Annotated in this window: 30 protein-coding genes; 10 read left to right on the top strand and 20 right to left on the bottom strand. The window is 47.2% G+C overall.

From position 1 onward, the window contains the following. Nucleotides 1–766: 766 nt before the first annotated feature. The 11 genes from L693_RS0101705 to L693_RS0101655 all read right to left on the bottom strand — a co-directional run bounded on the left by L693_RS0101705 (nucleotide 767) and on the right by L693_RS0101655 (nucleotide 8,915). On the bottom strand, nucleotides 767–1,108 hold the full coding sequence (locus tag L693_RS0101705) for a hypothetical protein (RefSeq protein ID WP_231503497.1): 342 nt from the start codon (nucleotides 1,106–1,108) through the stop codon (nucleotides 767–769). A 374-nt stretch (nucleotides 1,109–1,482) separates the two neighbouring features. Beyond that, the gene (locus L693_RS0101700; RefSeq protein WP_231503496.1) at nucleotides 1,483–1,755 is read right to left on the bottom strand and encodes a hypothetical protein; all 273 of its coding nucleotides are present in this window, start codon (nucleotides 1,753–1,755) and stop codon (nucleotides 1,483–1,485) included. Beyond that, nucleotides 1,707–2,039: a hypothetical protein gene (locus L693_RS0101695; RefSeq protein WP_025715782.1), complete on the bottom strand. Its 333-nt coding sequence runs from the start codon at nucleotides 2,037–2,039 to the stop codon at nucleotides 1,707–1,709. The genes L693_RS0101700 and L693_RS0101695 overlap by 49 nt, the downstream gene beginning before the upstream one ends. Before the next feature lie 444 nt (nucleotides 2,040–2,483). After that, a complete protein-coding gene (locus L693_RS0101690; protein WP_025715781.1) occupies nucleotides 2,484–3,137 on the bottom strand; it encodes a zinc dependent phospholipase C family protein in 654 nt (217 codons plus the stop codon). 154 nt (nucleotides 3,138–3,291) lie between these two features. Beyond that, nucleotides 3,292–3,864, bottom strand: a complete 573-nt coding sequence (locus tag L693_RS0101685; protein WP_025715780.1) for a DinB family protein — start codon at nucleotides 3,862–3,864, stop codon at nucleotides 3,292–3,294. 114 nt (nucleotides 3,865–3,978) lie between these two features. Beyond that, nucleotides 3,979–4,119 (bottom strand): helix-turn-helix domain-containing protein, encoded by a 141-nt coding sequence (locus L693_RS28720; RefSeq protein ID WP_225999805.1) that lies wholly within the window; start codon nucleotides 4,117–4,119, stop codon nucleotides 3,979–3,981. Between the two features lie 420 nt (nucleotides 4,120–4,539). Then, nucleotides 4,540–5,868, bottom strand: a complete 1,329-nt coding sequence (locus tag L693_RS0101675; protein WP_025715779.1) for an ABC transporter permease — start codon at nucleotides 5,866–5,868, stop codon at nucleotides 4,540–4,542. Then, a complete protein-coding gene (locus L693_RS0101670; protein ID WP_025715778.1) occupies nucleotides 5,861–6,763 on the bottom strand; it encodes an ABC transporter ATP-binding protein in 903 nt (300 codons plus the stop codon). Before L693_RS0101670 ends, L693_RS0101675 begins: the two co-directional genes overlap by 8 nt. Beyond that, a complete protein-coding gene (locus tag L693_RS0101665) occupies nucleotides 6,760–7,719 on the bottom strand; it encodes an ABC transporter ATP-binding protein (protein WP_049825022.1) in 960 nt (319 codons plus the stop codon). Before L693_RS0101665 ends, L693_RS0101670 begins: the two co-directional genes overlap by 4 nt. Before the next feature lie 35 nt (nucleotides 7,720–7,754). After that, nucleotides 7,755–8,156: a GntR family transcriptional regulator gene (locus L693_RS0101660; RefSeq protein ID WP_025715776.1), complete on the bottom strand. Its 402-nt coding sequence runs from the start codon at nucleotides 8,154–8,156 to the stop codon at nucleotides 7,755–7,757. Nucleotides 8,157–8,195: 39 nt separating this feature from the next. Then, a complete protein-coding gene (locus L693_RS0101655) occupies nucleotides 8,196–8,915 on the bottom strand; it encodes a hypothetical protein (protein ID WP_025715775.1) in 720 nt (239 codons plus the stop codon). A gap of 291 nt (nucleotides 8,916–9,206) precedes the next feature. On the opposite strand from L693_RS0101655, the gene L693_RS0101650 reads away from it, so the two are divergent. Beyond that, nucleotides 9,207–10,466, top strand: coding sequence for a DUF438 domain-containing protein (locus L693_RS0101650; RefSeq protein ID WP_025715774.1), 1,260 nt, complete (start codon nucleotides 9,207–9,209; stop codon nucleotides 10,464–10,466). On the opposite strand, the gene L693_RS0101645 is transcribed toward L693_RS0101650, so the two are convergent. The 3 genes from L693_RS0101645 to L693_RS0101635 form a co-directional block, all read right to left on the bottom strand. Beyond that, nucleotides 10,455–10,967, bottom strand: coding sequence for a GNAT family N-acetyltransferase (locus L693_RS0101645; protein ID WP_025715773.1), 513 nt, complete (start codon nucleotides 10,965–10,967; stop codon nucleotides 10,455–10,457). The genes L693_RS0101650 and L693_RS0101645 overlap by 12 nt on opposite strands. Nucleotides 10,968–11,406: 439 nt before the next feature. Further along, nucleotides 11,407–12,156 (bottom strand): type I methionyl aminopeptidase, encoded by a 750-nt coding sequence (map, locus tag L693_RS0101640; RefSeq protein WP_025715772.1) that lies wholly within the window; start codon nucleotides 12,154–12,156, stop codon nucleotides 11,407–11,409. Between the two features lie 139 nt (nucleotides 12,157–12,295). After that, nucleotides 12,296–12,484 carry a hypothetical protein gene (locus tag L693_RS0101635; protein WP_014279599.1) on the bottom strand — a complete coding sequence of 63 codons (189 nt, stop codon included), beginning with the start codon at nucleotides 12,482–12,484 and terminating at the stop codon, nucleotides 12,296–12,298. A 363-nt stretch (nucleotides 12,485–12,847) separates the two neighbouring features. On the opposite strand from L693_RS0101635, the gene L693_RS0101630 reads away from it, so the two are divergent. The 6 genes from L693_RS0101630 (at nucleotide 12,848) to L693_RS0101600 (ending at nucleotide 17,838) form a co-directional block, all read left to right on the top strand. Further along, nucleotides 12,848–13,213: a serine hydrolase gene (locus L693_RS0101630; RefSeq protein ID WP_025715771.1), complete on the top strand. Its 366-nt coding sequence runs from the start codon at nucleotides 12,848–12,850 to the stop codon at nucleotides 13,211–13,213. 163 nt (nucleotides 13,214–13,376) lie between these two features. After that, nucleotides 13,377–14,534: an MGDG synthase family glycosyltransferase gene (locus tag L693_RS0101620; RefSeq protein WP_025715770.1), complete on the top strand. Its 1,158-nt coding sequence runs from the start codon at nucleotides 13,377–13,379 to the stop codon at nucleotides 14,532–14,534. Nucleotides 14,535–14,564: 30 nt separating this feature from the next. After that, complete coding sequence (locus tag L693_RS0101615) at nucleotides 14,565–14,843, top strand: hypothetical protein (RefSeq protein WP_025715769.1); 279 nt, start codon at nucleotides 14,565–14,567, stop codon at nucleotides 14,841–14,843. Nucleotides 14,844–15,200: 357 nt separating this feature from the next. Further along, nucleotides 15,201–15,473, top strand: a complete 273-nt coding sequence (locus tag L693_RS0101610) for a hypothetical protein (RefSeq protein ID WP_025715768.1) — start codon at nucleotides 15,201–15,203, stop codon at nucleotides 15,471–15,473. Nucleotides 15,474–15,801: 328 nt separating this feature from the next. Continuing rightward, nucleotides 15,802–17,163, top strand: coding sequence for a DJ-1/PfpI family protein (locus tag L693_RS0101605; RefSeq protein WP_025715767.1), 1,362 nt, complete (start codon nucleotides 15,802–15,804; stop codon nucleotides 17,161–17,163). 336 nt (nucleotides 17,164–17,499) lie between these two features. Then, nucleotides 17,500–17,838, top strand: a complete 339-nt coding sequence (locus tag L693_RS0101600) for a DUF4870 domain-containing protein (RefSeq protein WP_025715766.1) — start codon at nucleotides 17,500–17,502, stop codon at nucleotides 17,836–17,838. A gap of 133 nt (nucleotides 17,839–17,971) precedes the next feature. Here L693_RS0101600 and L693_RS0101595 read toward each other — a convergent pair whose 3' ends face one another. Both L693_RS0101595 and L693_RS0101590 read right to left on the bottom strand, forming a co-directional pair. Then, the gene (locus L693_RS0101595; protein ID WP_025715765.1) at nucleotides 17,972–18,925 is read right to left on the bottom strand and encodes a sigma-70 family RNA polymerase sigma factor; all 954 of its coding nucleotides are present in this window, start codon (nucleotides 18,923–18,925) and stop codon (nucleotides 17,972–17,974) included. A 19-nt stretch (nucleotides 18,926–18,944) separates the two neighbouring features. Beyond that, complete coding sequence (locus tag L693_RS0101590) at nucleotides 18,945–19,388, bottom strand: carboxymuconolactone decarboxylase family protein (protein WP_025715764.1); 444 nt, start codon at nucleotides 19,386–19,388, stop codon at nucleotides 18,945–18,947. 149 nt (nucleotides 19,389–19,537) lie between these two features. On the opposite strand from L693_RS0101590, the gene mscL reads away from it, so the two are divergent. Then, nucleotides 19,538–20,029, top strand: coding sequence for a large conductance mechanosensitive channel protein MscL (gene mscL / locus L693_RS0101585; RefSeq protein WP_025715763.1), 492 nt, complete (start codon nucleotides 19,538–19,540; stop codon nucleotides 20,027–20,029). A 129-nt stretch (nucleotides 20,030–20,158) separates the two neighbouring features. On the opposite strand, the gene L693_RS0101580 is transcribed toward mscL, so the two are convergent. Next, on the bottom strand, nucleotides 20,159–20,860 hold the full coding sequence (locus L693_RS0101580; RefSeq protein ID WP_025715762.1) for a histidine phosphatase family protein: 702 nt from the start codon (nucleotides 20,858–20,860) through the stop codon (nucleotides 20,159–20,161). Nucleotides 20,861–20,932: 72 nt separating this feature from the next. After that, nucleotides 20,933–21,226: a hypothetical protein gene (locus L693_RS0101575; RefSeq protein WP_025715761.1), complete on the bottom strand. Its 294-nt coding sequence runs from the start codon at nucleotides 21,224–21,226 to the stop codon at nucleotides 20,933–20,935. A gap of 173 nt (nucleotides 21,227–21,399) precedes the next feature. Between L693_RS0101575 and L693_RS0101570 the strand changes: the two genes are divergently transcribed. Then, entirely contained in the window at nucleotides 21,400–22,032 is a 633-nt protein-coding gene (locus L693_RS0101570; RefSeq protein WP_025715760.1) for an NUDIX hydrolase, read from the top strand. 8 nt (nucleotides 22,033–22,040) lie between these two features. Here L693_RS0101570 and L693_RS0101565 read toward each other — a convergent pair whose 3' ends face one another. Next, nucleotides 22,041–22,829, bottom strand: a complete 789-nt coding sequence (locus L693_RS0101565) for a TrmB family transcriptional regulator (protein WP_025715759.1) — start codon at nucleotides 22,827–22,829, stop codon at nucleotides 22,041–22,043. Between the two features lie 65 nt (nucleotides 22,830–22,894). Then, nucleotides 22,895–23,743 carry a zinc ribbon domain-containing protein gene (locus L693_RS0101560; RefSeq protein WP_025715758.1) on the bottom strand — a complete coding sequence of 283 codons (849 nt, stop codon included), beginning with the start codon at nucleotides 23,741–23,743 and terminating at the stop codon, nucleotides 22,895–22,897. Between the two features lie 309 nt (nucleotides 23,744–24,052). On the opposite strand from L693_RS0101560, the gene L693_RS0101555 reads away from it, so the two are divergent. Next, on the top strand, nucleotides 24,053–25,911 hold a 1,859-nt coding region (locus L693_RS0101555; protein ID WP_025715757.1), incomplete at its 3' end, for an ATP-dependent helicase.

The raw sequence follows: 25,911 nt of genomic DNA, 5'->3' as shown, positions 1-25,911 counted from the left end.
TACACATTGCGTTTGGCATCGTATTCAAACTTCCATCTTCTTTGATCCACTTTCAAAGCCTTTACGCTCCGTGGGTTGCGTGAAACAACTGACAGGAACGTAGAGCGTCAAGAGTAGCATGAGCCTGATTCCCCTTCTCTTATCCTGTCTGCTCTCTTGCTCACCGATCCGGAAGCAGCGCTTGTTACAGGTATCCAGGCTGGTTCAAACCAGCCTTTAGGTTACAACCGGCTCATAAAAAAAGGGCGCTCCTGGATTGCTCCAGAAACACCCTTTTTTCTCGATAAATTACCTTCTTCTGCGAAGTATGTTTATTTTATGAAATTTTCAAAACCATACTGTATAATAATTGTGAATACAGTGAGGGGAGAAAGCGATGCTAAAGAAGCTACAGAATCCCATTTTTCTTATTTGTGTAATATTTTTATTTTTCTTAACTTGGCGGATTGTATATCATCCACCCCATTTTATTTATGATTGGTTGATGGGTTCATGCGCCATTCGTTTGATTGGTCGAAAGATGTACGAAAAATATCAAAATTCTCATAGGACTAGTGTTATAACTGATACACTTGTAGAAGTGATTATGGTTATAATTTCATTCGGAGTTATCATATTTATCTTCATGTCACAGGAAACATGGTGGCATAAATTGTTTTTTATCCTAATGGAGGAATTAACCTTCCTCATTTACAGCGGCGTAACATTTAAAGAAATCATAAAAAAAGGGTGGAATTGATCCGCCCCTTTCTTTATGTTTTACTGCTTAGGCTACATCATAGGAGACTGTCGTATAGTAAGTGTAGTATCCCATTGTCGGCCCTTCATGCCATTCCATCCAGATTGTCGATATTACTTTGAAGCGGGTGAACTGTCTAGGATTATCAACAAGATTTTTCAACAAACCTACAAAATTCTGTCTTTCAGTATAGGTTCTTACATTGTCAAGAAGGATTGCAGCAGATACAACTGTGGTAATTCCCATTATCCATGCTACAATTACAGGTGGGATTTTTGTTTTAAGGGCTTGAGCGCAAAGACCCAGACCAAATGATTCAATTGCGAACGCCAATGAGGTAGAGGATTCTCCAGTATATTCATCAATCATATCCTTTAATTGTTGTTTTGAAAGATAGGTGTGTGTTGAGAATGAACTTGTGCCATATTTTATTACCTCCCGAATTTTTTAGAAGTGAATTGATGGAGTCGCTGACATCCAAATGGCTCCACATTCTTTTGATATCAGTCTTCAATCCTCTTCACTTATGTAGGTGATTCAAGGCTGTAAATTACAACCAAATCGTGGAAACTGCGAAGACATAAATTTTTCTTTTTCAGATTCATGTGCTTTGCTCGATTATCCCCTACACTTATATAGGAGTTGGGAAGTGTAACTACACAACTGAACCATGAATTTTTTTCTGATAAAGAGAATGCCTTTCGAATTGTTTAGCCTATACTGAGAAGTATCAAAGCAAAAAGCTAAATAAGCTGCTTCCGATAGAGTTCCAGAAACAGCTTTTCTATAAAGGGTTTCTTATTTTTTTTCATGATTAGTTCAAGAGGTTGGGTTTTCATACTTTGAATAGCATCCTCTTTTGGCATACGTAAAAGTTTGCTTAATCGTTTAATATCTTGATCGAAATACTGAAAAATTGTATTCATGGCCTCTACATCGGATTTGGTTTGGGCAAGTTTTACTAGCTTCATAAACTCATCATCTGACATAATTCGCGAAGAGCTTTCTTCTTCCATTTGTTCACCGCCTGTTGAGTGATTTTGAGTTCTCTGGCAACCTGGGCTTCTGTTTTGTCGTTTATGTAAATTTCATAGATGACTTTTTTGCTTGCTTCACACACTAATTTATTAATATACGATTGTAACATCACCTTATTATCAGATTCTTCCGCAAAAGAGGGTTGGAAAAGGTCAGGACTGCATTCCATAGAAACTTCACGTTTACGATCACGTTTTTCCCGATACTGCATCCGCCAAGCAATTCTATAAAGTTCGCGTCTATAATGCTCAATGGCTCCCAACGAAATTTACCTCCTTATGTCCATATACGTGTACATAAGGGAGGGAGTTATCAAATTCTATTTAACAACCGTTAAAAGAGCGAAGATTACTTCTTTGTAAAAAAAATATATTTTAATGTGGTTTTTGTAATTTTTTAGACTTGGGTACGACAAAAAGAGCGATTTGCATCGCTCCGTAACGTCAGTACCTTTGAATCTCGCCTAGATCGACTCCTAAATATTCTGCCAACCGTACTTCTGTTATTCAGCTCCAGTATCGTCAACAAAAAGGGCAGCTCCACGTACTCGATCACAAGCCGTAAATCCTCCGAACTGATTTTTGAATTGAAGAATCATCAGTTTTTAAAAAATAAGTTTTAGACTGAATCCCATATCAAAAACAGCGACCAACCAAGACTTGATAAATAAACTGCCTCTGTTTTTCAACTAACGTTCTCCGTTAGCTCAAAATTTCTTAGCTTCGAGAGACTCGATTCCCCATTCTTTATATAAGTCGGTAAGCTCATGCGATGTCTTTGTAACAAAACTCTTAACCATATCTTCTTTTAAATAAATTGGAGTTATCTGGGGTTCATTGTCCTTATTGCGTAACCACTGTAGCTTTATATCTCGGTATTGGCTTACTTCAATTTGAGTTAATAACGGTTCAATACTATAGGCACTTCCTACATAGAGCTTGTTGAGAATATCTTCTGCCCATTCTTCTCTCCTAATTAAATTAAATTCTACCTGATTTGACTCTATATCATAAATTTTTCTTATTTTATCTTTTTCTCCTCGGTACTCACGTTCAAAATTCGAATAAACTGTTTCCGTCCATCTTATGTCCGCATAGATATGAGCAAAATACCCCAGTACGTAATCTTTCCAGCTAGCCTCATCGTTTAGGTTTAAATAATACTGACATCTTTCCTTAAGTACTTCAATACTAGGAAATCTATCTTCACAAACAAAATGTGTATTACCCTTTTCATTTCTTGTCACATTCCCCCTTACATGGACAGCATCTGGAGCAATACTCCCTATTAAGAAACTAGAAGATGGAGTACGCGAGCAAAGTTCTAAAGCTATAGCAAAATGAACCATCGGATAAGGCATTCTTGAGAACCTCCTAAGAATGGATACAGATATAAATGTAGCTATACACCAACATACTACAACATATTGAAACTAACCTGCCCGTTAGTTGAATAAAAGCAGCCGATCACATTGATCAGCTGCTTTCTTGGTAACATTGAGTTATCGTTTCCCGTTAGCCTAATAACTCTGCAGTTTGTAAGAAAGCGTCCAGCCGCTCCTTTTGAAGAAGATGATGACGGTAATGCATCTCCACCATCGTGAACCATTCGACCGCGTTTAACGCGCCGAAGGCTACGGCCGGATGAGTTGCCTTTCGCTGCAGCCGCTCTGGGACTATGCTCTGAAGCGCCGCCCCAATCTCATGCATGCGGCGCCTTGCTTCCTCCAGCTTTGCGACAAGCTGCTCTTTGCTCTCTGGCTGAGGAGGCGTATATTGCAAGTCGGCCGGTACCTGAATGCGAACCGGTGGGAAGCTCCCTTGCTCAAACACGGCATGGCCGGCCTCCGTCTTCCCGCCGCCCTCCTCGCTGCCGTCACCGAGCGCCATGCACTGCTCCGCAAGACGGAGCTGCAAGTTCAGCGTGGAATGGGGCAGATGCAAGTACATTTGCCCAAGCGACCATTCGTTCTCGCTTGGCTTGCGACACAGTTCCGCCAGACTATACTTGTCCAGCTCCCGAACATAATGCTTCGAAATCTCGTCGAACCTTACCAAAATATCCGTCATCCCTATGTTCTTGTTCATCAAGATCATCTCCTTGAATACTGAATTACTCTCATCATATGAGAGGGCTCAAGAAAAAAGCATATCCGTAGTTTATATCTTTAATTCTATAATTTTGTTCAAGTATCCTGCCCGTTAGCTTAATGACGGCTTATATTTATCTTTTTCTAATTCACTCAATGTTCCTTGCGATATACCAATAATCTGTGAGAATTCAATTTGATTGAGCTTATTTATTTTCCGAATACCCTTTAATTTTTCGCCTATTGTCTTCATTGTTCCACCTACTTATCTATAGAAATACAAACAGTCCCGATGTAGAAACCTTTCATCGGGACTGTTTGAGTTAAGGTACCATATTTTCTTGTAGGTAATCTTTAATCATGAGTAAATGTTACATTTGCAATAGCGAAAAAGTCATAAAAGCCACTTCACAACTTTAATGTCACTGGACAATTAGTTACCCAACGTTTTATCTTAATTATAATTGAAGTAATTTCTATTTAGCAAATCCTCCTTTCGAAGCATCATTATTTATTATTTCATCATCATATAAAGTAGAAAAACCTTGATTCATCAGTATTTCTGACGAATCAAGGTCCTCGCTCTGTCTCAAACATGTATTGCAAAAAATCTCATTTATTAATTACATTTGTCTCAACTATAATGGTTACTCACAAGAAGCTGTGAAAAAATCTAAATTTTATAAGCCTTCATAGCTTTTCTTAGCTCTTTGAAAGTAGGTCGTTTGCCATACATCAAGACACCCGTACGATAAATCTTGGCAGCCAGCCAGCCGAAGAACAGGATGGAGGCGACCAGAATGGCAAGTGACAGCCATATTTCCAGCAGGCTCGCCCGTTCCAAACCAATGCGCAGCAGCATGACGGTCGGGGAAAAAAACGGAATGTATCCGGCGACCTTGATGAACATCGTGTCAGGTGCAGCTATATTAAAGATACCGATATAAAAGGCCGCCAGTGATAACATGGTAATCGGCATGATCGCCTGCCCCAGCTCCTCCGTACGGCTAACGATAGAGCCGACAGCCGCGAATAATACCGCGTACAGAAAGTACCCCAGAATGTAAAAAATCAAACCATAACTGAGCACCGCAGTGTTCAATTGCGACAAGTCCAGCCCAGCTGAGCTGAGGATAGCACCGTTATGCGGCAGCATAAGGTTGGTACACACAACGGCTGCAAAAACAACAATTTGCAACAGGCCGACCAGAAAGATGCCGATAATTTTTCCGAACATCTGGGTCAACGGCGATACACTCGTGATCAGAATCTCCATAATGCGCGAGCTTTTTTCCGAAGTCACCTCTGAAGCAATCATATTGCCCGTCATCATCGACGAGGTGAAGAACAAAATCATCAGTACGTAGACCAAACCATAGTTAATCATAGAGGTCGCTTTATCCTTTGTCCCCACAGCACTCCCCACCTCAGATGAACTATCCACTGCCCTGCTCTCCACAGCTACTGGCATGCTAATTTCACGAACTTGATCACTGGTCAACGCATTGCCGCCAATGATGGCTTGAACCTTTGCTGTCTGTAGTCCTGTTTGCAGCAAAGTGATAACCGCCGGGGAGGGTTCTTTCTCTACAGATACGTACTCCACTCGGGGAAACGCTTCTCCCGTGGCGGCAGGCTCCTTGAGCTCTACATAGCCTTGCAGCTTCCCGTCCTTCAAGGCTTGCTGCATGGCCGGAGCCTGTACGTTATCATAACGCACCCAAGTGGCTGCCGGATTAGACTGCTCCTTGGTGAATTTCTCCAATTGATCCGCAATCTCTGTTCGGTTGCCGGCAATCAGTGCCAGACGAAGATGCTCGGCTGCTGTTTTCCCGGAACCTCCTGCACCACCAGCCGCTTCTCCCTTAAACAAGGAAATTATATAAGGCAGGTTCATGCCGAGGGTAATGAGCAAGGCCAATACCAGCGTCGTAATGATAACAGATTTGTTTTTCGCCTTCTGACGAAACGTAAAACCGATGACTGTACCTAATCTATTCATGAGAATCACCCACCTCTCGTATGAAAATTTCGTTTAGTGTAGGCTCTTTGATCTCAAAGTGCTCCACATCCTCTTGCTCCAGGGCCGTTTGTAAAATCAACTTTGCCGCATCCGAGTGCTCAATATGCAGCAGCCACCCGCGGTCCATAGGCTCCACACGACGCACACCAGGCAATTGCTCCAGTCCGTTCACTGCGCCTGTGGTGATGAGACGAACTTTTTCACGCGGGTAGCGGTTTTTGATTTCCTGCACACTTCCTTGCACAACTGTATTGGAACGATGCAAAATGGTAATATGGCGGCACAGCTCTTCCACATGCTCCATGCGGTGGGTCGAGAATAAAATCGCAGCTCCAGCGTCCCGCAACTCCTTCACCGTATCCTTCAGCAGCTCGACATTCACAGGATCAAGCCCGCTGAAGGCCTCATCCAATATAAGCAACGTGGGGCGATGCACGACGGCTGCAATAAAGCCCATTTTCTGCTGGTTCCCTTTGGATAGCTCTTCAATTCGCTTATCGTAATATTCCGGTACGCCAAAACGCTCCAACCAGTAACGCAGGCTTTTGTCCGCCTCCTTGGCCGACATGCCACGCAGCCTGCCCAAATAGTTAATTTGCTCGCTCACCTTCACTTTGGGGTATAGTCCACGCTCTTCGGGTAAATAGCCCATCGTCCGCTGAAGATCTTTGTTATATGGCTTGCCCTCGTATCGAATGCTCCCCCCGTCAGGGTAAATCAGGCCGAGCACCATTCGCATGGTTGTTGTTTTGCCTGCTCCATTGCCTCCCAGCAATCCGTAGATCTCTCCCCCGTTTACACTCAGTGAAATTCCGTTTACTGCTGTATGGTCTCCGTATTGCTTCACGACCTCTTCCAATTGCAGCATACTCATGAATGCTCCGCCCCTTTCTTCTGTGCGAAAGTTCCTTCATAACCCGATAGTTGCCCCGCAACCCAATGTATTAAAATATCATCCAGCTCCAAACGCCGCACACGGATGGGACGAATACCTGCTTGCTCCAATATGGCGCTAACCTCTATCGCCGCCATCGTTACAATTCGTTGCAATCGGCCTTCGCTCTCTGTCTCTATAACCCCCGGAAGCTCCGATGCTTCCTCCGGCGTGCCCTCAAACCACATTTCCTTGCAATTTTCGAGCAGATGGTCCTTTTCCAGCTTACCGAGCAGCCTGCCTTCATGCATCAGGACAATATAATCAGCCAAGCGTTTGATTTCATCTATGATATGAGTGGCGATCATGATCGTCGTTTTGCCGTTTTCCATACAATCCCGCAGTTCCTCCAGTATAATCTTCCATGCAAAAGGGTCCAGACCCGACGAAGGCTCATCCAGCAGCAACAAACGGGGATGAGGAGCCAAGGCAGCAGCCAGCTCAAACTTGCGACGCTCTCCCTTGGACATACGCGATAATTTGGTATGCTGTGGAACCTGAAAACGTTCCATCATACGCTGAAAGCGTGCTTCATCCCAGCCGGGATACCACATCGCTCGAAAAGCGGCTGCAGCTTCCGCCGTGAGATGATCTTCCTCGCGGGCCGGCTGCTCCGGCACATATCCGATCCATTGCCGCGTATCTACAGACATACCTTCCGGGTACACTTGACCGAACCAGCGAATTTCACCGGAATCCGGGTGAACAAGCTGGGTCAGCAATTGAATCAATGTGCTCTTTCCTGAACCGTTATGTCCGGCCAAAGCGACCACGTATCCCGGCTCAATGGTCAAATTAATCGGTCCAATCACCCGATTCCCCCGGGTTTTGTAGACCTGGTTTATCTCAATAATCGGTGCTTTCACCTGTACTTCCTCTGGTGTTCCCACCAGCATTTCCACATGGTTATTTACATGGGTCTTCACGGGCGTCACTCCTTCGCTTGGACTTCATACCTTTTCTTCACCATTTCTGCGAAAAGCTCCAACAATTCCTGTTCTGTCATCTGTACAGCAATGCCTGTAGCAATCGCTGTGTCCAGTGCCTCGGTCACCGCTTTGAGTCGGTAGCCTGAACGCATATCTTCCTCGACCAGAGCGACGAAGGTTCCCGTTCCCTGGCGGGTACGAAGCAAGCCTTCGTTCTCCAAATCCTGATAGACCCGCCGGACGGTGATCACACTGCAACGAAGTGCCCCCGCAAACTCCCGAATGGAGGGAAGCAGCGTTCCCGCTGCAATCTGTCCGGTTACGATGAGAGAACGAAGCTGCTTTTCAATCTGCGCATACAGCGGTTCAGCGCTATTCTCATCAATGTGCACCGGTATATTCACCTACTTCTCTCCCCTCTCTATACTCTCTTCCACATACCGCTATGCCAGATCACGCTTGATAAGCTTGCGTAGTGTGATTTGATAGGACACAAGCATACCAATAACCCCTGCCGCCAGCGCTCCCCACATTACGGGGGACAATAGCTGCCATTCCTTACTATAAAATGCCGTTATGGATACCAGATTCGCACCATATATACGAACTACAATCGCAACTATTCCGCAAATCAGCATAATGGCCAAGGATAGCCAGAAATACGCCTTCCCTTTTTTAAGAAACTCCAAATACATATAAATAGCGTGAACAAGCATTCCGAACCCTATCCAGGTAAGGGCAAACGATAGAATAAATCCTGTGCCAGCATATACCCGCAGCGTACCTGATACCGTGAACAGAATAGTAAAAAATACTACCCCATTCACGATAAACGCTAAAACCGCCTGTTGAATTCGACTCATAATGACTGCACTCACCGGGATGGGCAATATGCGGAGAAAAGCCAGCATATGTGTATAGGAGTCTTCCTGCAAATATTTAAATGTACGACGGTTATAAATGTATCCAAGAATCGGAATCAGCACCAGCATGACGAAATCGGCTGCCGGATTTAAAGCACCACTCTTACCTAGCTGCATACTAACAACAAAACTGAATGTAAAACCCAGATACATAATAAAAAGTAACGTCCACAAGAGTGCATATGGATTATTGCGTAAATCCTGACGGGTAATTGTCCATGCCTGCTTCATGATTTCCATTTTCTCATCCTGATCCCTTCTGCACTGTCTGTAATGACTGCCTCAGCCTCTTCATAAGTACTGAGAACCATCACAGTAATCAGTGTTATTGCTGTATATATCTTTATACACAGTATATAAACTGAAAAGCACACCTGTCAACGCAAAAAATTAAATTGTGCGTACAATCACAAAGGCTCGACCATAACCTATGCTACCCTGTAACTGATAAGGGTTCTCACTAAAGAGATGAGCCAATGGATAAGATACTGCAGCATGGTTTTACCATTCAAAAATAAGGAGCTAAAGGTCATGAGCGAGCTAATTAACAACCGTGAGCATACAGCACAGGAATTAACAGAACGTCAACAAATCCTGAAAGAAATTATAAAAGAATTACATGAAGGGAAAAGCGCGGAGGAGGTCAAAGCGCGCTTCGCAGAGGCAGTGGGCGGAGTCAGCGTGGCTGAAATTTCAGCCATGGAGCATGCATTGATGACCGAGGAGGGAATCCCCGTGTCAGAAGTTCAGCGTCTCTGTTCCGTGCATACGTCGATATTCAAGGGCTCAATCGAGGATATTCACCGTCCTTCAGGACCGGAGGAACAGCCAGGGCATCCCGTTCATACATTCAAGCTGGAAAACCGCGAGATTGAACGGCTGGTCAACTTCAAGCTGGCACTGCACGCAGACCAATTTCAAAAAGAGGACAGCCCCAAGATTATCTACAAGCTGCTGGAGGATTTAAGTCTGCTGCTGGATCTCGACAAGCACTACAGCCGCAAAGAAAATCTGGTCTTTCCGTATTTGGAACGCTATGGAATATTCGGCCCAACCAAAGTCATGTGGGGAGTGGATGACGGCATTCGTGACGCCATCAAGGAGGCAAAGAATCTGCTCACCCAATATAACGGAGATCGTGAGCTGATCGGTAAGAAGCTTGCCCATATCATAAGCGAAGTCAACGAAATGATATTCAAGGAAGAAAATATTTTGCTGCCGATGGCGCTTAGCAAGCTAACCGAAGATGAATGGCTGAAAATAGCTCGGGAAAGTGCGGAAATCGGCTTCTGCCTGACCGCTCCCGAACGGGAATGGATACCCGAATGGGCAGAGGAGCCTGTAGAAGCCCTTGAGCAAAAGGAAGGTGAATCTGGAACGCCGCAAGGCTTCGTGCGATTCGAAACGGGAATTGTATCCGTGCAACAACTGGAGCTGCTGCTGAATCATCTCCCTGTTGATCTGACCTTTATAGATGAAAATGATGTAGTTCGCTATTTCTCCCATGGCAAAGAACGGATCTTCGCCCGTACAAAGGCTGTTATCGGTCGTACCGTACAAAATTGCCACCCGCCGCAAAGCGTACATGTCGTGGAGAAGCTGCTGGAGGATTTTAAGGCCGGTCGCAAGGATGCTGAGGATTTTTGGATACCGATCAAGGACAAGTTTGTATATATCCGCTATTTTGCCATCCGTGATGCTGAAGGCCGCTATCTGGGAACACTGGAATTCACGCAAAATATCGCGCCTATCCGTGCCCTGGAAGGACAAAAGCGAATTTTATCCGAGTAGTCCCCAGCCATAAGCTACCATGTTCAGGTTTTTGCCACCTATATGAATAAGATGGTGTTCTACTACAAGCCTGGCCCCCAGCCTTTCATAAAAAGTACACGCTGGATTATCCGCTAACACCCACACGATCACGGAGTGAATATGCATACTATTGAAATGCTGCAATAGATGCATAAATAGCTCCTTCCCAAATCCTAAATTATGGTATTCTTTTAAAACATAAATAGCCGTTATTTCTCCCCCATATGGGGGATATTCACCTGACTTTTCCGGACCTCCGCTTACGAATCCGATAATTTCCCCCATTTCATTTTCCGCGACATATACCAGATGACCATCTTCACTGCAAAGATTCGCTTCCCACAGCTCTGTTCTTTGCTCATAGCAAAGCTGTTCCAGAACCTCGTCAGGCATTATATTTTTGTACGTCGTTCTCCAGCAATCCACATGCACCTTGGCGATGTCCGCGGCATCTGTTATCGTCGCTTTCCTGATCATCATTTGGTTCCACTCCTATTTCCAATATTAAGCTTTCTATTCTATCGACCAGCCGAATCTCATAGACTCAGTTTTTATTGGAAGATTCGACTTGAATAAAATCGTTTTATTTTATGTTCAGCTTGGCATTTCGTCTTTGATTGCCGCACTAACGCATGCTATCGTTAATTCCGTGCTCGCGCGTTCAGAACATTCTTCACACACCTGTAGGCAGTCTGGTCTTTCAGTATGTATTCGGCGTATCCCCGGTATTGATCGAACCTGCCAAGAATGTATTTCAAGTTCCTACTTTACTATGCATATTGATTGCTGTCCGTAACATATATCAGAGACTTATCATTAACAAGCATCGAGGGCATGGGCCGTTTCCTGAGAAAAAATTCACCTAGAGAGTCTTGTGCAAAGACCAAGCACATTGGACTCCCTAAGGCACACGTATCCTTTACGAGGTCAAAATGTATGGGCCGTTCTTCGTGATCGCAATCGTATGCTCGTATTGTGCGCCCCAGCTGCCGTCGGCCGTGCTGATGGTCCACCCGTCATCGCCCCATAGCACGGCTCCTTCGGTTCCAAGGGTAAATACCGGCTCGATGGTAATAACCATTCCTTCACGCAGCGGCAATCCCTTTCCGGGACGACCATAATGAAGAACTTCCGGAGGCTCATGCATCTGACGGCCAATACCATGCCCGATCAAAGGCTTGACGATGCCGAAGCGCCTCCAGCCTGCCGCTTTTTCCACTGCGTGCCCAATATCCCCCAACGTCTTCCCCGGGCGGGCAACCTCGATTCCGCGCATCAACGCCTTATGGGTTTGCCGTAACAGCCTCGCGACCGGACGACTAACGTTACCTACTGCATAGGTCCATCCCCGGTCGGCCAACCAGCCGTCCTTGTTGACCACAATATCAATGGTCACAATATCCCCATCATGCAGCACTCGTTCCGAAGGAAAGCCATGACATACAACCTCGTTGACCGAAGCACAGGTTGCATAAGGAAAGCCCTTATAGCCCTTTTGCTCTGGCGTGGCTCCGCGCTTGCTCAAAAATTGCTCTACCCACGCATCAATTTCGAGCGTTGTGATTCCCGAAAGAGTACGACTCTCCAGCGCACGATGGCAATCAGCCAAAATACGTCCGGCTTCTCTCATATAACCGATTTCCTCCGGTGTTCGTATCGCCACCTCCATTGGAATTCGCCTCCTTTTGTACATACAATTTCACTAAACCTATCCCATTGTATGCAAGCTGAACACAAAAAAACCGTCTCCTCTGTGGATTGACGGTTTATAAAAGGCGTATTTCTAGTTTAGCGGGTAAACGTACCCTTTAAGATACTGAAGAATTCATGCGACCGAGTTCGTTTTCCACCACCATGGTCAACTCTTCCTCATACCCTCCTGTAATCCGGTATTTTCGCACATATTCCTTTACAAATTTTTTGGGATCCTTAGGCCGGAAAATTCGAGTCATTTCCCGCAGACTTTCCTTTACTTCATTGTGACCTTTCGTTGCCATGTAACTCCCTCCCAAAACATTGAAAATAAGTGCTCCGTTGAAGAGAATGCCGAAAAGTATAGATGTCCTTATGCAGTGAAGTAGTATGTCTAATGCAGCTTAGGTCGGGAACGCCTTAGGCAAGGCATGTACCTGACACTATTATTAACCGATCTTCGTTTGGCTGAATCACTACCCCATTATAACATATTCAGATACAGCTTTCAGCTTTCCAGCAAATTTACATTGATTTTACCTATCTTTTACGCTTCATGTTATTTGGAGTAACTATCTGGCTGGTTCACAGAGGCATACCTTATTTATCGGCTTTTGGAGTGTATGTGTTTGGGGTAAAATAAATAAACATAACAAGGAGGGAAAAGGATGCGCCGCGGCAAGCTGATCTGGGAACGCTATTACAACGGGCACGAAGCAAGTGCTCTGAATGATCTGCGATCCGCGACCAAAAGCTTCACCTCCACGCTCATCGGTATCGCGGTGGCACGTGGCGATATGCCCGGGCCGGAAACGGCTGTGCATAAGCTGTTGCCTGATTATTTGCCCCGTCGGGAGGGCCCACTGCTGGAGCGGATTATGATTCGCCATCTGCTGACGATGACGTCCGGCCTGTACTGGCAGACAGGCAAAAAGCTTGGCGAGGCTTTTATCCGCCGTTTTCATCGCAGCAACGGCATCGACTACTGCATATCCGCAAGGACATGGAGGAAAGCAAATTTGTCTTGTGCCTAAAGCCGATGCAGTCATGGTTTTTACAGCGGACAGCAAGGTTAGCCGTTGGAAAAACCCGCGCTCACTACTGGAGCGATACATTTTTCCAGGCGTATCCTCCCTCAACCTGGAACGTTCCTGAAATGAGCTTTATGCTTTATTGAATAATAGGGGGCTAAACATCATGGAAGCCGCAGCACCAAAAATATTAATTTTATATGCAAGCTACGGGGAGGGCCACGTACAGGCCGCCCGGGCAATCATGGATAGCTTGCAGAGAATCGGAAGCTGTGAGGTACAACTACTCGACTTAATGGCTGAATCCCATCCCTGGTTAAATAATCTGACCAAATTTGTATATATGCAAAGCTTCAAAACCATTCCTCAGCTTTACGGCTGGGTCTACAACATCACACGGGGGATGCAGGCCAAATCAGCCTTTGGCAGCGTGCTGCATTCCTTTGGAATGCGACAACTGGCGCTTACACTCGACAAAGAAAAACCCGACCTCGTCATACATACGTTCCCGCAGCTGGCTCTTCCGGTGTTGCGTCGCAAATTGGGAATGAAGCTGCCGATTGCCAACGTGGTTACGGATTTTGACCTGCATGGGCGTTGGCTGCATCCCGATATTGACCGCTACTATGTCGCCACAGAGGATATCCAGCAGGAGGCGGCGCAGCGGGGAATACCTATCGAGCGCATTGTCGCTACGGGTATTCCGATTCATGCTTCATTTTATCCTATGTCTATGTCTGTGGAAGAAGCAGCAAAACCGCAGCATACCATCCCGCAGCCAATCTCAGGGACTACAACGCTGCTCATTATGGCAGGAGCCTATGGTGTATTATCCGGCATACTGGACATCTGCCAGCGATTAAGCCAGCTGCCACAGCTGAGACTATTGATCGTCTGCGGGCGCAACCAGCAATTGAAGGCAGAACTGGATGCGCTGTATGCGGGCCATCCCGATATCTACACCTATGGATTCGTGGACTATGTTCCTGCACTCATGCGTGCAAGCCATGTGGTAATTACGAAGCCCGGCGGCATCACACTCTCGGAGAGCATCGCATCCGATTTGCCCATTCTTGTGTTCAAGCCCGTGCCTGGTCAGGAGTTGAATAACGCTCTGTATCTGGAGCAAAAAGGAGCTGCCCTCATTGCTCGCACCACAGAGGAGCTGATCCAGCATTGTATCAATCTGGTCTCTACTCCTTCCCTCGCTGCGGAGATGAAGCAGTCGATTGAGTTGCTTCGCAAGCCCCATCCCGCAGACCAGATTGCCAAGGATATTTTGCATCAACTTGTGGATAAAAGCACCTCCATCCGGACAACTTAACGGAGAATAAGCCAGACGGAGGGGATACCAATGGAACACAAAGGAAAAGATTTGCTCCCGCTAACGGGTGAAAAAGTAGAAGTGGACGGTATTTATGTCGATGAGGATGGACATGAGCAGCATTTGCACAGAGGTCAACATTTTCCTGCGGATGTTGTTTTGGGAACTTCCGAGTGGAAAATGACCGAATACGCTTTTGATAATCATCATGAAGGGCGTACTGATGAACGACTTGTTCCCAAAGAAGATGACAAGCAAAAAGATGGGAAAATTACACACCCACGCCGTCAAGTTCAAAAACAACAATAAAACCGCTACAGATGAAAAGTATGCACGATATATGGCTGTTTTGTTAATATCTTGTGGATAAGCTGTTCGTAAAATGTGAATAAAAATCATGTTGTCTACAACTTGTGCACAAACTGTGCATAAACCATGTTTATTTTGTGGATAAACATTATGGAATAGTGGATAAATTGCGTACAACCTGTGTAAAAAATGTGGATAACCTTGAAAAAGGGTGAGCGAAACCTATTCGTTCACCCTTTTTTTGTATTGGGGGTACTGCCACATGCCCATCAAGCTAAGATGAATCTATACCCCAAACTGGAAAAATAAGCTATCCTTTCTATATCAAGCATACTTCCATAGAAAGGATGGTTTGCCATGAATTCTATTCCACTTTCTATCAGCGAAGAAATGCATTTACTAGCCCAACAGCTTCACCATCATTTTTCTCCTACCCAACTTGAGGAGCTCGCTAGAAAAGCTGGCTTCGTCCAACGAAAGAGCAAATATACCGCGCAGGATTTGGTTTCCTTATGTGTCTTTTTAAATGATCATGTAGCTGTGACTCCCCTAGCACGATTATGTAGCCAACTTGATGCCTCTAATCAGCTACAAAATCCAGTTCTAAGCCAATTGATTCGGATCAAGTGACGAACGGTAGCATCTGTTCCTTTTTCTTTATTCTTAGCTTGATGGGCATGGGGTACCGCCAGCAAAACGCAGATTTACAACGTTAAGGAGATTCAGACCACCTTTTATTATTGCCGCTTAAATAAGTTCCAACGAAATTTTTATCCCGTATCCTTAAAAGAAGTATTCGGCTGCTGTTCGAGAAAAAAGTCCTTTACCTAGACCTTAGTCGGGGAAAAATATAGCCTTCCGGCGGTTTATTAATTTGCCTTCTCCCCTTTACCCTTGAATTAAGAAAGTAAGCAATGATTAATAATCAATTATAAAAATCAAAAGGGAGAGAAGGTAATTGAAAAAAGTATGGCGTTTCATCGTATATGTGTGCGTTTTTATTCTGGTTGTGGGAGGAACCGGAGCGATCGGTTTCATGAGCACGATGCAGGAGGCTATGTCGGTTTACGATAAGCCGGTTCCTACTTCTTTACAAAGTATACAAGCTCCTGCCTATGATTCGAAAAAGCCGACAGTGGCCGTTATTTTGGCGAATGAAGTGACCGAGGTGTTCGATTTCCTCGTACCATACGAAATGTTCTCCATGACGGGCTCGTACAATGTGTTTGCGGCAGCTCCCGACAAAAACATCAAATCGTTGACAGGCGGCCTTGATGTCGCACCGCATTACACTTTCGACGAATTGGACAAATTGACGGGCAAAGGTCCGGATATAATCGTGATCCCTTTCATGCCGATTTTGGATGAGGCGAAATACAGGCCTGTCCGCGATTGGATAAGGAAGCACTCCGGCAAGGAAACGACCTTGTTGTCCATCTGTAATGGGGCGGAAAATTTGGCGGATACAGGCCTACTGAACGGGAAATCTGCGGCAACACATTGGGGAGATATCGGCAGGTTGGAAGAGAACTACACCGATATTACTTGGAAAAGGGATCAGCGTTTCGTGCCTGATGGCAATATGGTCTCCTCAGCCGGCCTGACTTCGGGGATCGATGCCACACTGTACGTCATATCCAACCAAATGGGAGAGCCGACAGCGAAGAAAGTAGCGAAGGAAATGAATTACCCTTCCTACGATTTTGTTCAGCATCCGCAAATGGAGCCTTTCACGGCCGGATTGAGCGATATCGCCTATGTCTTGAACAATGCATTTCAATGGAGTAAGAAAAAGAATGGGGTGCTGCTGTATGACGGGGCCGACGAGCTGATGTTGTCCTCGGCTTTTGACACGTACGGGGCTTCCGGTACGACGACAACATTGACGATATCAAGCAAACGCAAGCCAATCGTTACCCGGCACGGTCTGAATCTGATCGCCCGATATCAAATAGCGGATGCTCCGAAACTCGACAAAATGATTTTTGTGGGGCCGGACGTTAAGACGCGCGCTGCAGGCGATATCCGAAACTGGAACGAGAACGGCGGAAAGGCTGAGCAGCTTTACCTGCACAGCGATGCGCCGGAGCGGTTCGCGATGGAGCCTGCATTTGAAGATTTGGCGAAGCAGGAAGATATCTCGACGGCAAAATTCGCCGCCAAGCGGCTCGAGTACCGTGCCACAAGCCAGCTTAAGCTTGAAGGAACGTCTTTTTCATACGAAGCATTCGGCATACCAATTGGTGTCGGCTTGTTGTCTCTATTCGTCGTTTATTTGGCAGACAGACGTTTCGTAAGAAGAAAGACCGTTTCCGCATAAAACGGGAAGCCAATGAAGCATCGCAGACGACCTGGTCTGGATGCTTCTTTTTCTTTGATCCGAGAGAAGTCACCACATTGGAATCGTAGCGTCCGTTGAACCAGGTATAGCAACAAAGCCGGATACACCGTTAGTGTGGTGAAAACTGGATTTTTATGTATGAAAAATTCCTTAGTGTTGTAAATTCGCGTTTTGCTTGAGATACCCCTATTTCTATACACGTGGCTTAGCTTGAACTTTTCTTGCCGGGGTTGGCATAACCTTCATTCCTGTCCTCATACCCTGTATAGTACGGAGCCTGCGCATGAATAACTTATAAAGGGGGATTTGCCTTACATGTCGGTCTACAAGTCTTCCACGGGTATGGATGAAAATATAGCAGCCGTCCTGTGCTATCTGTTTGCATTCCTTGGCGCACTGGCCTTTGTCATGCTGGAGAAGAAAAGTCGCTTCGTATTATTTCACGCTCTGCAATCTATATTTTTGTTTGCGGCCCTTATGATCGGGCATGTGCTCGCGGGACTCATTCCGCTACTCGGCCCTCCACTCGCTTCCCTGCTGACGCTGGCAGGCCTTGCATTGTGGATCATCCTGTTAATCCGCGCGGGACAAGGCAAATGGCTTAAGCTTCCTTGGGTAGGCGATCTGGCTCTGCATCAGGCTCGGCAGTTGTGACAGAGATTTATGCCTGAATTTACCCATGTCAAAGCAAAATACGCAAGGCCACCAGACTGCTCTGGTGGCCTTGCACAACAACTGAATTCATCTAAATACTCACCTGAAGCAGCTATGTGATGGGAGGTTATTTTCATTCCTTATTAGCTTCTTCTTGTTTTACATGAATATGCCCCAGTTTATCCGGATTGATCATTAAATAAAAATCCTGAATATGCTCCCCATCCGGTGTCAGTCTGATACATAAGACTTCTTTTACTTTACCTTCTTTCAAAAATGCCAGTTGTATCTCGCCATTGATGACAGTGCGGACTAGCTCTCTCTCCCGCAATGCGGTCAGCACCCGACGAGAGGTTAACAGGGCGAGAACGCCTTTGCGTACAACCATCGGACGCATCACCGTATGCACGTTGCCTCCACCATCGGCCACAAATGCGGGCTGTTCAGCCAGTAGCTCCAGCATGGCAGTCACATCGTAGGCGAGAAAGGCGGAGGTAAAGCGCTCCAGCAGCTTTATTCTGGAAGCATTATTTTTAGAGTAACTTGCCGGAACGGGAAGGACAGATTCCCCGGAAGACAGAATACGACGAGAGCGACTGAACAGCTGACGACAGTTACTCTCCGTCTTCCCCAGTAATTCTGCAATATCTTTATAATCGTATTGAAAAGCTTCCCTCAGCACAAAGACAGCACGTTCTACCGGCTTTAGCTGCTCCAACAGAACGAGAAAAGCGTAAGAAATCATATCCTTACGCTCCAGCCAATCCGCAGGAAGATCTGCGCTTTCGCCAAGCGGCTCCGGCAGCCATTGCCCAACATACGTCTCTCTTTGCTTACGCGCAGAGTTCAGTAGATTCAGGCACCGATTCATCGTCATTTTGGCTACATAGGCTTTGGGATTCTGTATGTCATTCAGGGGCTTATTATCCAGCTCGACAAAGCAGTCTTGAACTACGTCCTCGGCATCCGTAACCGTTCCAAGCATGCGATAAGCAATGGCAAACGAATATTTGCGATATTTTTGATACAGCTCCTCCAGGCTTAAATCCACTGATTCCTGTTCAATCCCTTGTTCTTTGCCAGTCAAAGCGTGGCCCCCTGTTCCATTAAAGAATGCCCGGATACATCCCTGTCGCTATGGCAATCCGGTTCCAGTTGTTAATAACATTAATTGCGGTGATCAAATCCACGTATTCTTCCTCGGTAAAATGCTCTCTGACCCGATTATACAGATCTGTAGGCACCCCTTGTTCTGAGATACGGGTAACCGCTTCAGCTAATTCAAGCATAGCACGTTCTTTTTCTGTGAACAAAGGAACCTCACGCCACAGGGCAAGCTGTAAAATGTGGTCAGCATAATCCCCCAGCTTGAGCAAATCCTTGGCATGCATGTCCAGACAATAGGAACATCCATTGATTTGGGATACTCTAATTTTCAGCAGCTCATACAGTACCTTGTCTGAAAACCGACCGGAAATATATTTTTCCATCTCTATCATCGCCTTAAACGTGCTTGGACTCACTGCTCTGTAATTGAATCTTAAACTCACAATCATCGCCTCCATTATTGGTTTACACCTAGAAGACAAGTGAACCTGTGATTTTGTGACAAAATGCAATAATCAATTTGGAATTGCCCTCCGTTGACATAGCATGTATTATATATGAATGATTTTAAGTAAAGAAGGTGAGCACTCATATGAGCGGAAAAGGTTTTATTAAAGAGTTTAAAGAATTCGCTGTACGGGGGAATGTAATCGACCTCGCGGTCGGTGTTATCATCGGTGGAGCGTTTGGCAAGATTGTTACTTCTGTAGTAAACGATATTATCATGCCTCCGATTGGCAAGCTGCTGGGTGGCGTTGATTTTGCTGATTTGTATTATGCTATAGGTGCGAATCCATATAACGGAGATAACACTCGCATGACTCTGGCACAGGCCAAGGAAGCCGGCATTGCGGTTATGGCGTTCGGGCAATTTTTTAACGTCCTGCTGGACTTCATGATCGTGGCCTTCTGCGTGTTCCTGCTGGTCAAAGGGATTAATATGCTCAAGCGTAAGGAGGAAGAAAAACCTCCTCAGGAAAAAACGATCAAGGAATGCCCGCATTGCTTGTCGGAAATTCCTGTAGCTGCTACCCGTTGCGCACATTGCACCTCCAAGCTGGAAGGGTACGTGGAAGCACGCTAGCTGATTTCAGGTGAAACGAATACCCCCGGATAGTCCAAACTCATAGTTCTTACAATAAAACGGCTTAAGACGAACATTGTCTTAAGCCGTTTTGCCATGCTATTTTTGCCAATTCAGATGAAAGCCTGATTAATTAAAATTGGTGATAATGCCCCGGGGTCTGACGGGCAAACCCTCTGCATACAAATGGGAGACGTCACCGAAGCCAATACAGCGCGGGACAGCCCATTCCTTGGAGCGCTCATCAAACAAGATCGTAGTTACCGAGCTAGGCGGCATCCAAAAGCCGGACCAGACCAAAGCCACAGGCAGCTCAAGCAGATGGGCAAGCCAGGTTAACCCGAAGCCGCCATGGCAGAATACAGCCACCCGATCCTCGGTATGCTTGAGAATTCGGTATCGGCCCCCGATTCGCTCAAAGCCTTGGCGCTTCAAAAATTCATCGGAATGAAGCTTTAGCTGCTCGAAGACTTCGGGACTTTGCGTTCCCTGATAATAGGAAATCTCCTTCCATGTGTCATGCGTTGGAAGAGGCAGCTCAGAGCGGATCACTTCACCGGGCAGATCCCAATGGGATAGACGACCGTATGGAGTTTCCTCCAGCTTCAGGGCCAACTCCTGTGTCCAGTGCTCCACTTCATGAGTCATACCGAGAGCATCGGCCGTGTAGCGCATCGTATCCAGAGCCCGCCCCATAGGCGAAGCATAAATGCGGTCCAGTCCGTGACTGGACAGGCGTTTGGCCAGTGCCTGGGCTTCCAGATGCCCCTCCGGGGTGATGGTGTTGTTCGGGTAATCCGGATCTGCATGACGGATGATATACAATCTCATATTCTTTACTCCGTTCCTATGAATTACAGCAGGATCGCTTTATCTCATTTTATCCTACAGCTCTCCTGATCCTTAATGCTTGTTCAGCAGATTTTCCAGGATCGCACGTAAATTTCGGTCTTCATGATAGACTTCCTCACCCGTATCCAGCTCAATGACCCGGATATATGTATAGTCTGCCCTGGCATCAACTGGCTTGAAAATCAATTCCTCCGGGTTATCCGGACGCACATCATAGCCCATATTTTTGAACATATCTGTGATTTGGTCGATCCCTGGCTTGCCTCCGCTGTCCAGCATAATCAGCCCGCGCAGCTCCTTGGGCTCCTCCGGATGCATGACTCGAAAATGTACAATACATTCCATGTAAAAACGCTCCTTTCGATCATAAACCTAGTTTATGGCGCAAATCCCATGTTTCCAGCATACCCCAAATGCCGTTGCACATTCCACAGCTGTCTACATATCCTCAGAACAGAAAACACGTTATACTGTGAAATAGACCTTTTACATCTGAGCTGATTATAGGAGGAATCCCAATGACTAGCGAGCTTCTGGATATCTACGATGATGAAGACAAGCCCCTTGGCACTGCTTCAAGGCAAGAAGCACATGCCAAAGGATATTGGCACCATACCTTTCACTGCTGGCTGGCACGAGACACCTTTACAGGCCGTCGGATGCTCTTCCAACAGCGTCAGGATTCGAAGGACACCTTCCCCGGATACTACGATATTACAGCAGCCGGGCATTTAACAGCAGGCGAGGATGTATCTCAAGCAGCCCGTGAACTGGAGGAAGAGTTGGGCATTCACGTCCCTTTTTCCTCATTAACACCGCTGATGACTGTTCGGTATGATAGCAAGGGAACCGCACAGGGCATATCCTTTTGGGACCGCGAGGTAAGCTCGGTGTTTGGATTACTGTGGAACCAGCCATTGGAGGCTTATCGTCTCCAGCAGGAGGAAGTAGCCGGACTGTACGAAGCAGACCTAGAGCAAGCACTGGCCCTTTTTGAAGGGCGCATTCCTTTTTTGGAAGCCCACGGCATAACTTCAGGACCGAATCCGGAAAAAACTCGCCGCCTGATCACATCCGATCAATTCGTGCCTCATAAAGCGGGCTATATTACATCTATATGCCGGGCTCTGATGGAACTTCCTTCCCGGTAATCCTTATACTATTCTCCGGCTGGCATATATTTACCGATAATGCCCTCATACCGCCAGCCATACCGGGTCGACAGCTCGCTGCCCATATCATGCTCCAGCTCATACAAGATGAGATCCTGGGCAAAATGATTCAGCAGCAGGCCTGTCATGACCGGATGCTCGGTAATGAGTGCTTGTGTCAGGCAATTTTCTCCCCGCATCCCCAGCATGCACCAGCGCCGATCAACGACAAAAGAAAACTTGCGTCCTGCCGGTTCCTGTCCACTTTTGCCAGCCGCAAACGGTAGCCACGGTCCCAACACGCTGTCGCCGTTATTACAGGACCATAGCAGGCGCACGCCCCGTTTTTCAGCTTTTTCCAATTCAGCCCGCAACAGTTCAGCTTCTTCTCGCCACAAATCGAGTACAATCTCATGCTCCGCCCGTTCCAGCTCACGTGTCAGGCTCTCCAGCACATTGCGGTCGCCTTCCGCGTTGTAAAAGGTCGGCTTGACTGGCTCTGCTCTCGGCATTTCCTTCTCCACGGCACGCAGAGACTCCTGCATCTGCCCCTCGATCATTCGGGTCAATTCGCCTGACGGCAGCATGCTGTAGCGCACAGGCTCTCCCGTGCTGGTTCTGAGATATCCCTGTCCGGCCAGACGCTGCAAAGCTGCATATACGTTGGAGCGCGATGCGCCCAGACGCTTAGCCACCTCATAGCCGGAGGCTGCATTTTGCCTCGACAGCTCCACCATGACCTTTGCTTCCATTTCCGTAAAGCCCAGATTTCGCAAATGATGCAGCAAACGCTCCATATGCTCTGTTCCCCCTATGCTGCCCGGCGTTCTGTCTGTGTCCTGCGACAGCCTGTTCGGCTGCGTCAAATCTGTTCAGCTCCGCAACGCGGACACCACTTGGAGCCTTTAGGCAGCTCCGCTGTGCAAATTTGGCATTTTACATTTTCACGTATTTGCGTAGCTGGCTTCTCTGCCCCGGAGTTATTCGCCTTCCAATATCGAATACGCTCGTCCAGCTCCTCCTGACGCTCACGCTCTCGTTCCAGCTCTTCAAGACGGAGGTGCTCTTGCTCAATCTCTTCCTGACGACGGCGCTCCCACTCTTCGTCGAATGCCGCTTTTTCCTCCGGTGTAAAATCAGACATATAATTGCGGTCTGATCCGGCTGATGCGGCTGGTTCGAACATTACATGCAGCTCATCCTGCTCCTGTTCATGCCGCTCAGCTACTTCTTGCTCTGTATACTCCGTATAAGCAGGCTGAGCAGCCTTGGCTGCCTCCGGCTTGCGCAGATCAAAAGAGTAGACGTCTGTCGGTATTTCTTCACGCACAGAAGCCACTTGCTTGGAAGCAGCCTGCTCTTCATTTAGCTTGCGTCCGCATTTTGGGCAAAAATTCGCATCCAGCGGTACAACGGCCCCACAGGTGCATAGATGAGCGTTCTTCAATTGTGCAATTCTGCTGCGCAGCTCGTCAATTTCATCCTGAAGCTCATCACAGGCGGTGGATAGCTGTGTCATCTCCGTTTCTGCCACCGACATATCAGATGCCCGGTAGCCCTCATAAAAAATCTGACCCATTCGCAAGAAATGAACGTCCATTTCCTGCTGAATTGCGGTAATTTGCGAATTTATTTTACTAATCTCGACAGCATGCTGCGCCTTTTCTGTAGCGCGATTAGCGCCTTCCTTGATACGTTGAATCAGCTTCATCGTTATTTCCTCCCCATATCCAGCCGGTTTTCCCCATACCGTCCGCATATCCCAAAGTTTTTTTCTGTTGGCAAACCTCGAACTCCTGTATAATGGAATGCGGTTATATCGCCTATTTGCAGGCTACACGCATCAGCGACAATCCTATGACGCGCTGACACTCTGTAAGATCCGCATGAATTTCAGCATTATTGCAGCCCATCGCTTTATTCTTATTGGTCAGCGAAAGCTACTAGAACTCTATCATACCAAAAACTACCCCCATTTGTGAAAATGGAAGATTTTATGATCGAAAGGGGTTTCAGGAACATGGACCCAAATCCTACTTTTTATCCTCGACCTATCGGGGTTGCTTATTCAACACCGAGCCCGCAAGCTCGCCCTGCTTCCATAGATACCAGTACGACACTGGTACCCGACACCGACCAGGACTCAGCCTATTTTCGTGCCTTGGAGGACGTGGGCATCCATCTGAACCGCCCGCAAATTCAGGCTGTTCGCCACGGCAAGGGCCCCCTTTTGACACTGGCCGGGGCTGGCTGTGGTAAAACGACGGTGCTGGCTGCCCGTGCTGGCTACCTGATGGCGATGCGGGATATCCCGGCATCGTCCATCCTGCTGGTGACCTTCACCAGCAAGGCGGCTGCCGAAATGAAGCTGCGCATCGCAGGACTGCCCGGTGTGCGCCCTGCTGCTGCACGTGCTGTTCAGGCACGCACCTTTCACTCATTCGCTTTGGCGATGCTGCGCCATCACGGCGTCCAGGATGAGGTGTTCGGTGAAACGCAGGCCCAACATACCGTTATGAAAATGATGCTGCGTCAGCTTGGGCTCAGCGAGGCTTTCCAGCCGGAAAGTCTGCTGGCTGCTCTCTCTGCCTGGAAAGCGGAGGGCCGCAGCGCGGACGAGCTGCCCGAAACCGTACGCGAAGAAGCGGATGCCAAACGAGCCATGCTCGCTTATGAGGCGTGGAAACAGGAACGCAATAAAATGGATTTTGACGATATTCTGCTGCGTGCCTCCGTTCTGCTGCGTGACCCGGATGTGCTTCAACCGCTTCAGCGGCGTTTTTCCCACATCATGGTCGACGAGTTTCAGGATACGAATGCCCTGCAATACGAAATGGTGCAGCGATTGGCTGCGAGGCACCGCAATCTGATGGTCGTCGGTGATGATGACCAGACGATCTATACCTTTAATGGGGCGCGTCAGGAATCCATTTTGGAGTTTGACAAGGTCTATAAGGATGCGAAGGTGGTCACCCTCGATATTAATTATCGGAGCGACGCGCGAATTTTGGGGCTGGGCTCCAACATTGTCGCCAAAAATGTCCATCGACGCTCCAAGCGCCTGTCGGCTGCCGGACATGAAGGATTGCCGCCGCAGTTTGCTACCCCATCGGGGCCTGAGGAAGAAGCGGCGCATATTGTTACCCATCTGCTCGGACAGGTGGAGGAGGGTCAGCTTCGCTATCGGGATATCGCTATTTTGCACCGAACAGCCAGCGGAAGCCGATCTATTTTTGAACAATTAATTATGCGGGATGTACCGTTTATTCAATATGGAGCAGGGGCTGTATTTTATGACCAAACCCTGATTCGTCCTTTAATGGACCACCTGCGGCTGTCGCTGAACCCCCGGCGCATGGAATCTATTCCAAGCACCCTTGGACCGCTGTATGTCTCCCGCGAAGCAGGGATGGAATGGATTATGCGCGAGGAAAAGCAACAGGCTAAAAAGTATCCGCTGATTCATCTCAGTCGCTGGGATCGGTTACGCGATTTTCAGCGTGAACAAGTAAAAGAGCGTATCCGCCTGATTCGCAGTCTCACTACAATGAAACCTGCCTACGCCATCCAAGAAATGCGGCGCGTCTTTTATGATAAATATTTGGAAAGCGGAGATACAGGCGCGTGGACTCATTATAAGGAAACGATGCAGGAAAGTCTGGAGGAGCTGGAAACGGCAGCCAAGCGGTTCGACACGGTGGAGGCATTCGTCAGCTTTGCGGACGAGCTTTCCGAGCGTCACCGCCAGATGGAATCGCTCCGCAGAGAGGAAGACAGCGATGCCGTTCGGCTCATGACGATCCACCGTGCCAAGGGACTGGAGTTCCCTTGCGTCTATTGGATCGGCGCAAGCGAAGGCATCCTGCCGCATAGCTCAGC

The organism is Paenibacillus sp. 1-18, assembly GCF_000520755.1.
Taxonomy (GTDB): Bacteria; Bacillota; Bacilli; order Paenibacillales; family Paenibacillaceae; genus Paenibacillus; species Paenibacillus brasilensis.
Note: the sequence above shows the minus strand (reverse complement) of the source record. Positions and strands in the feature narration are given on the sequence as shown.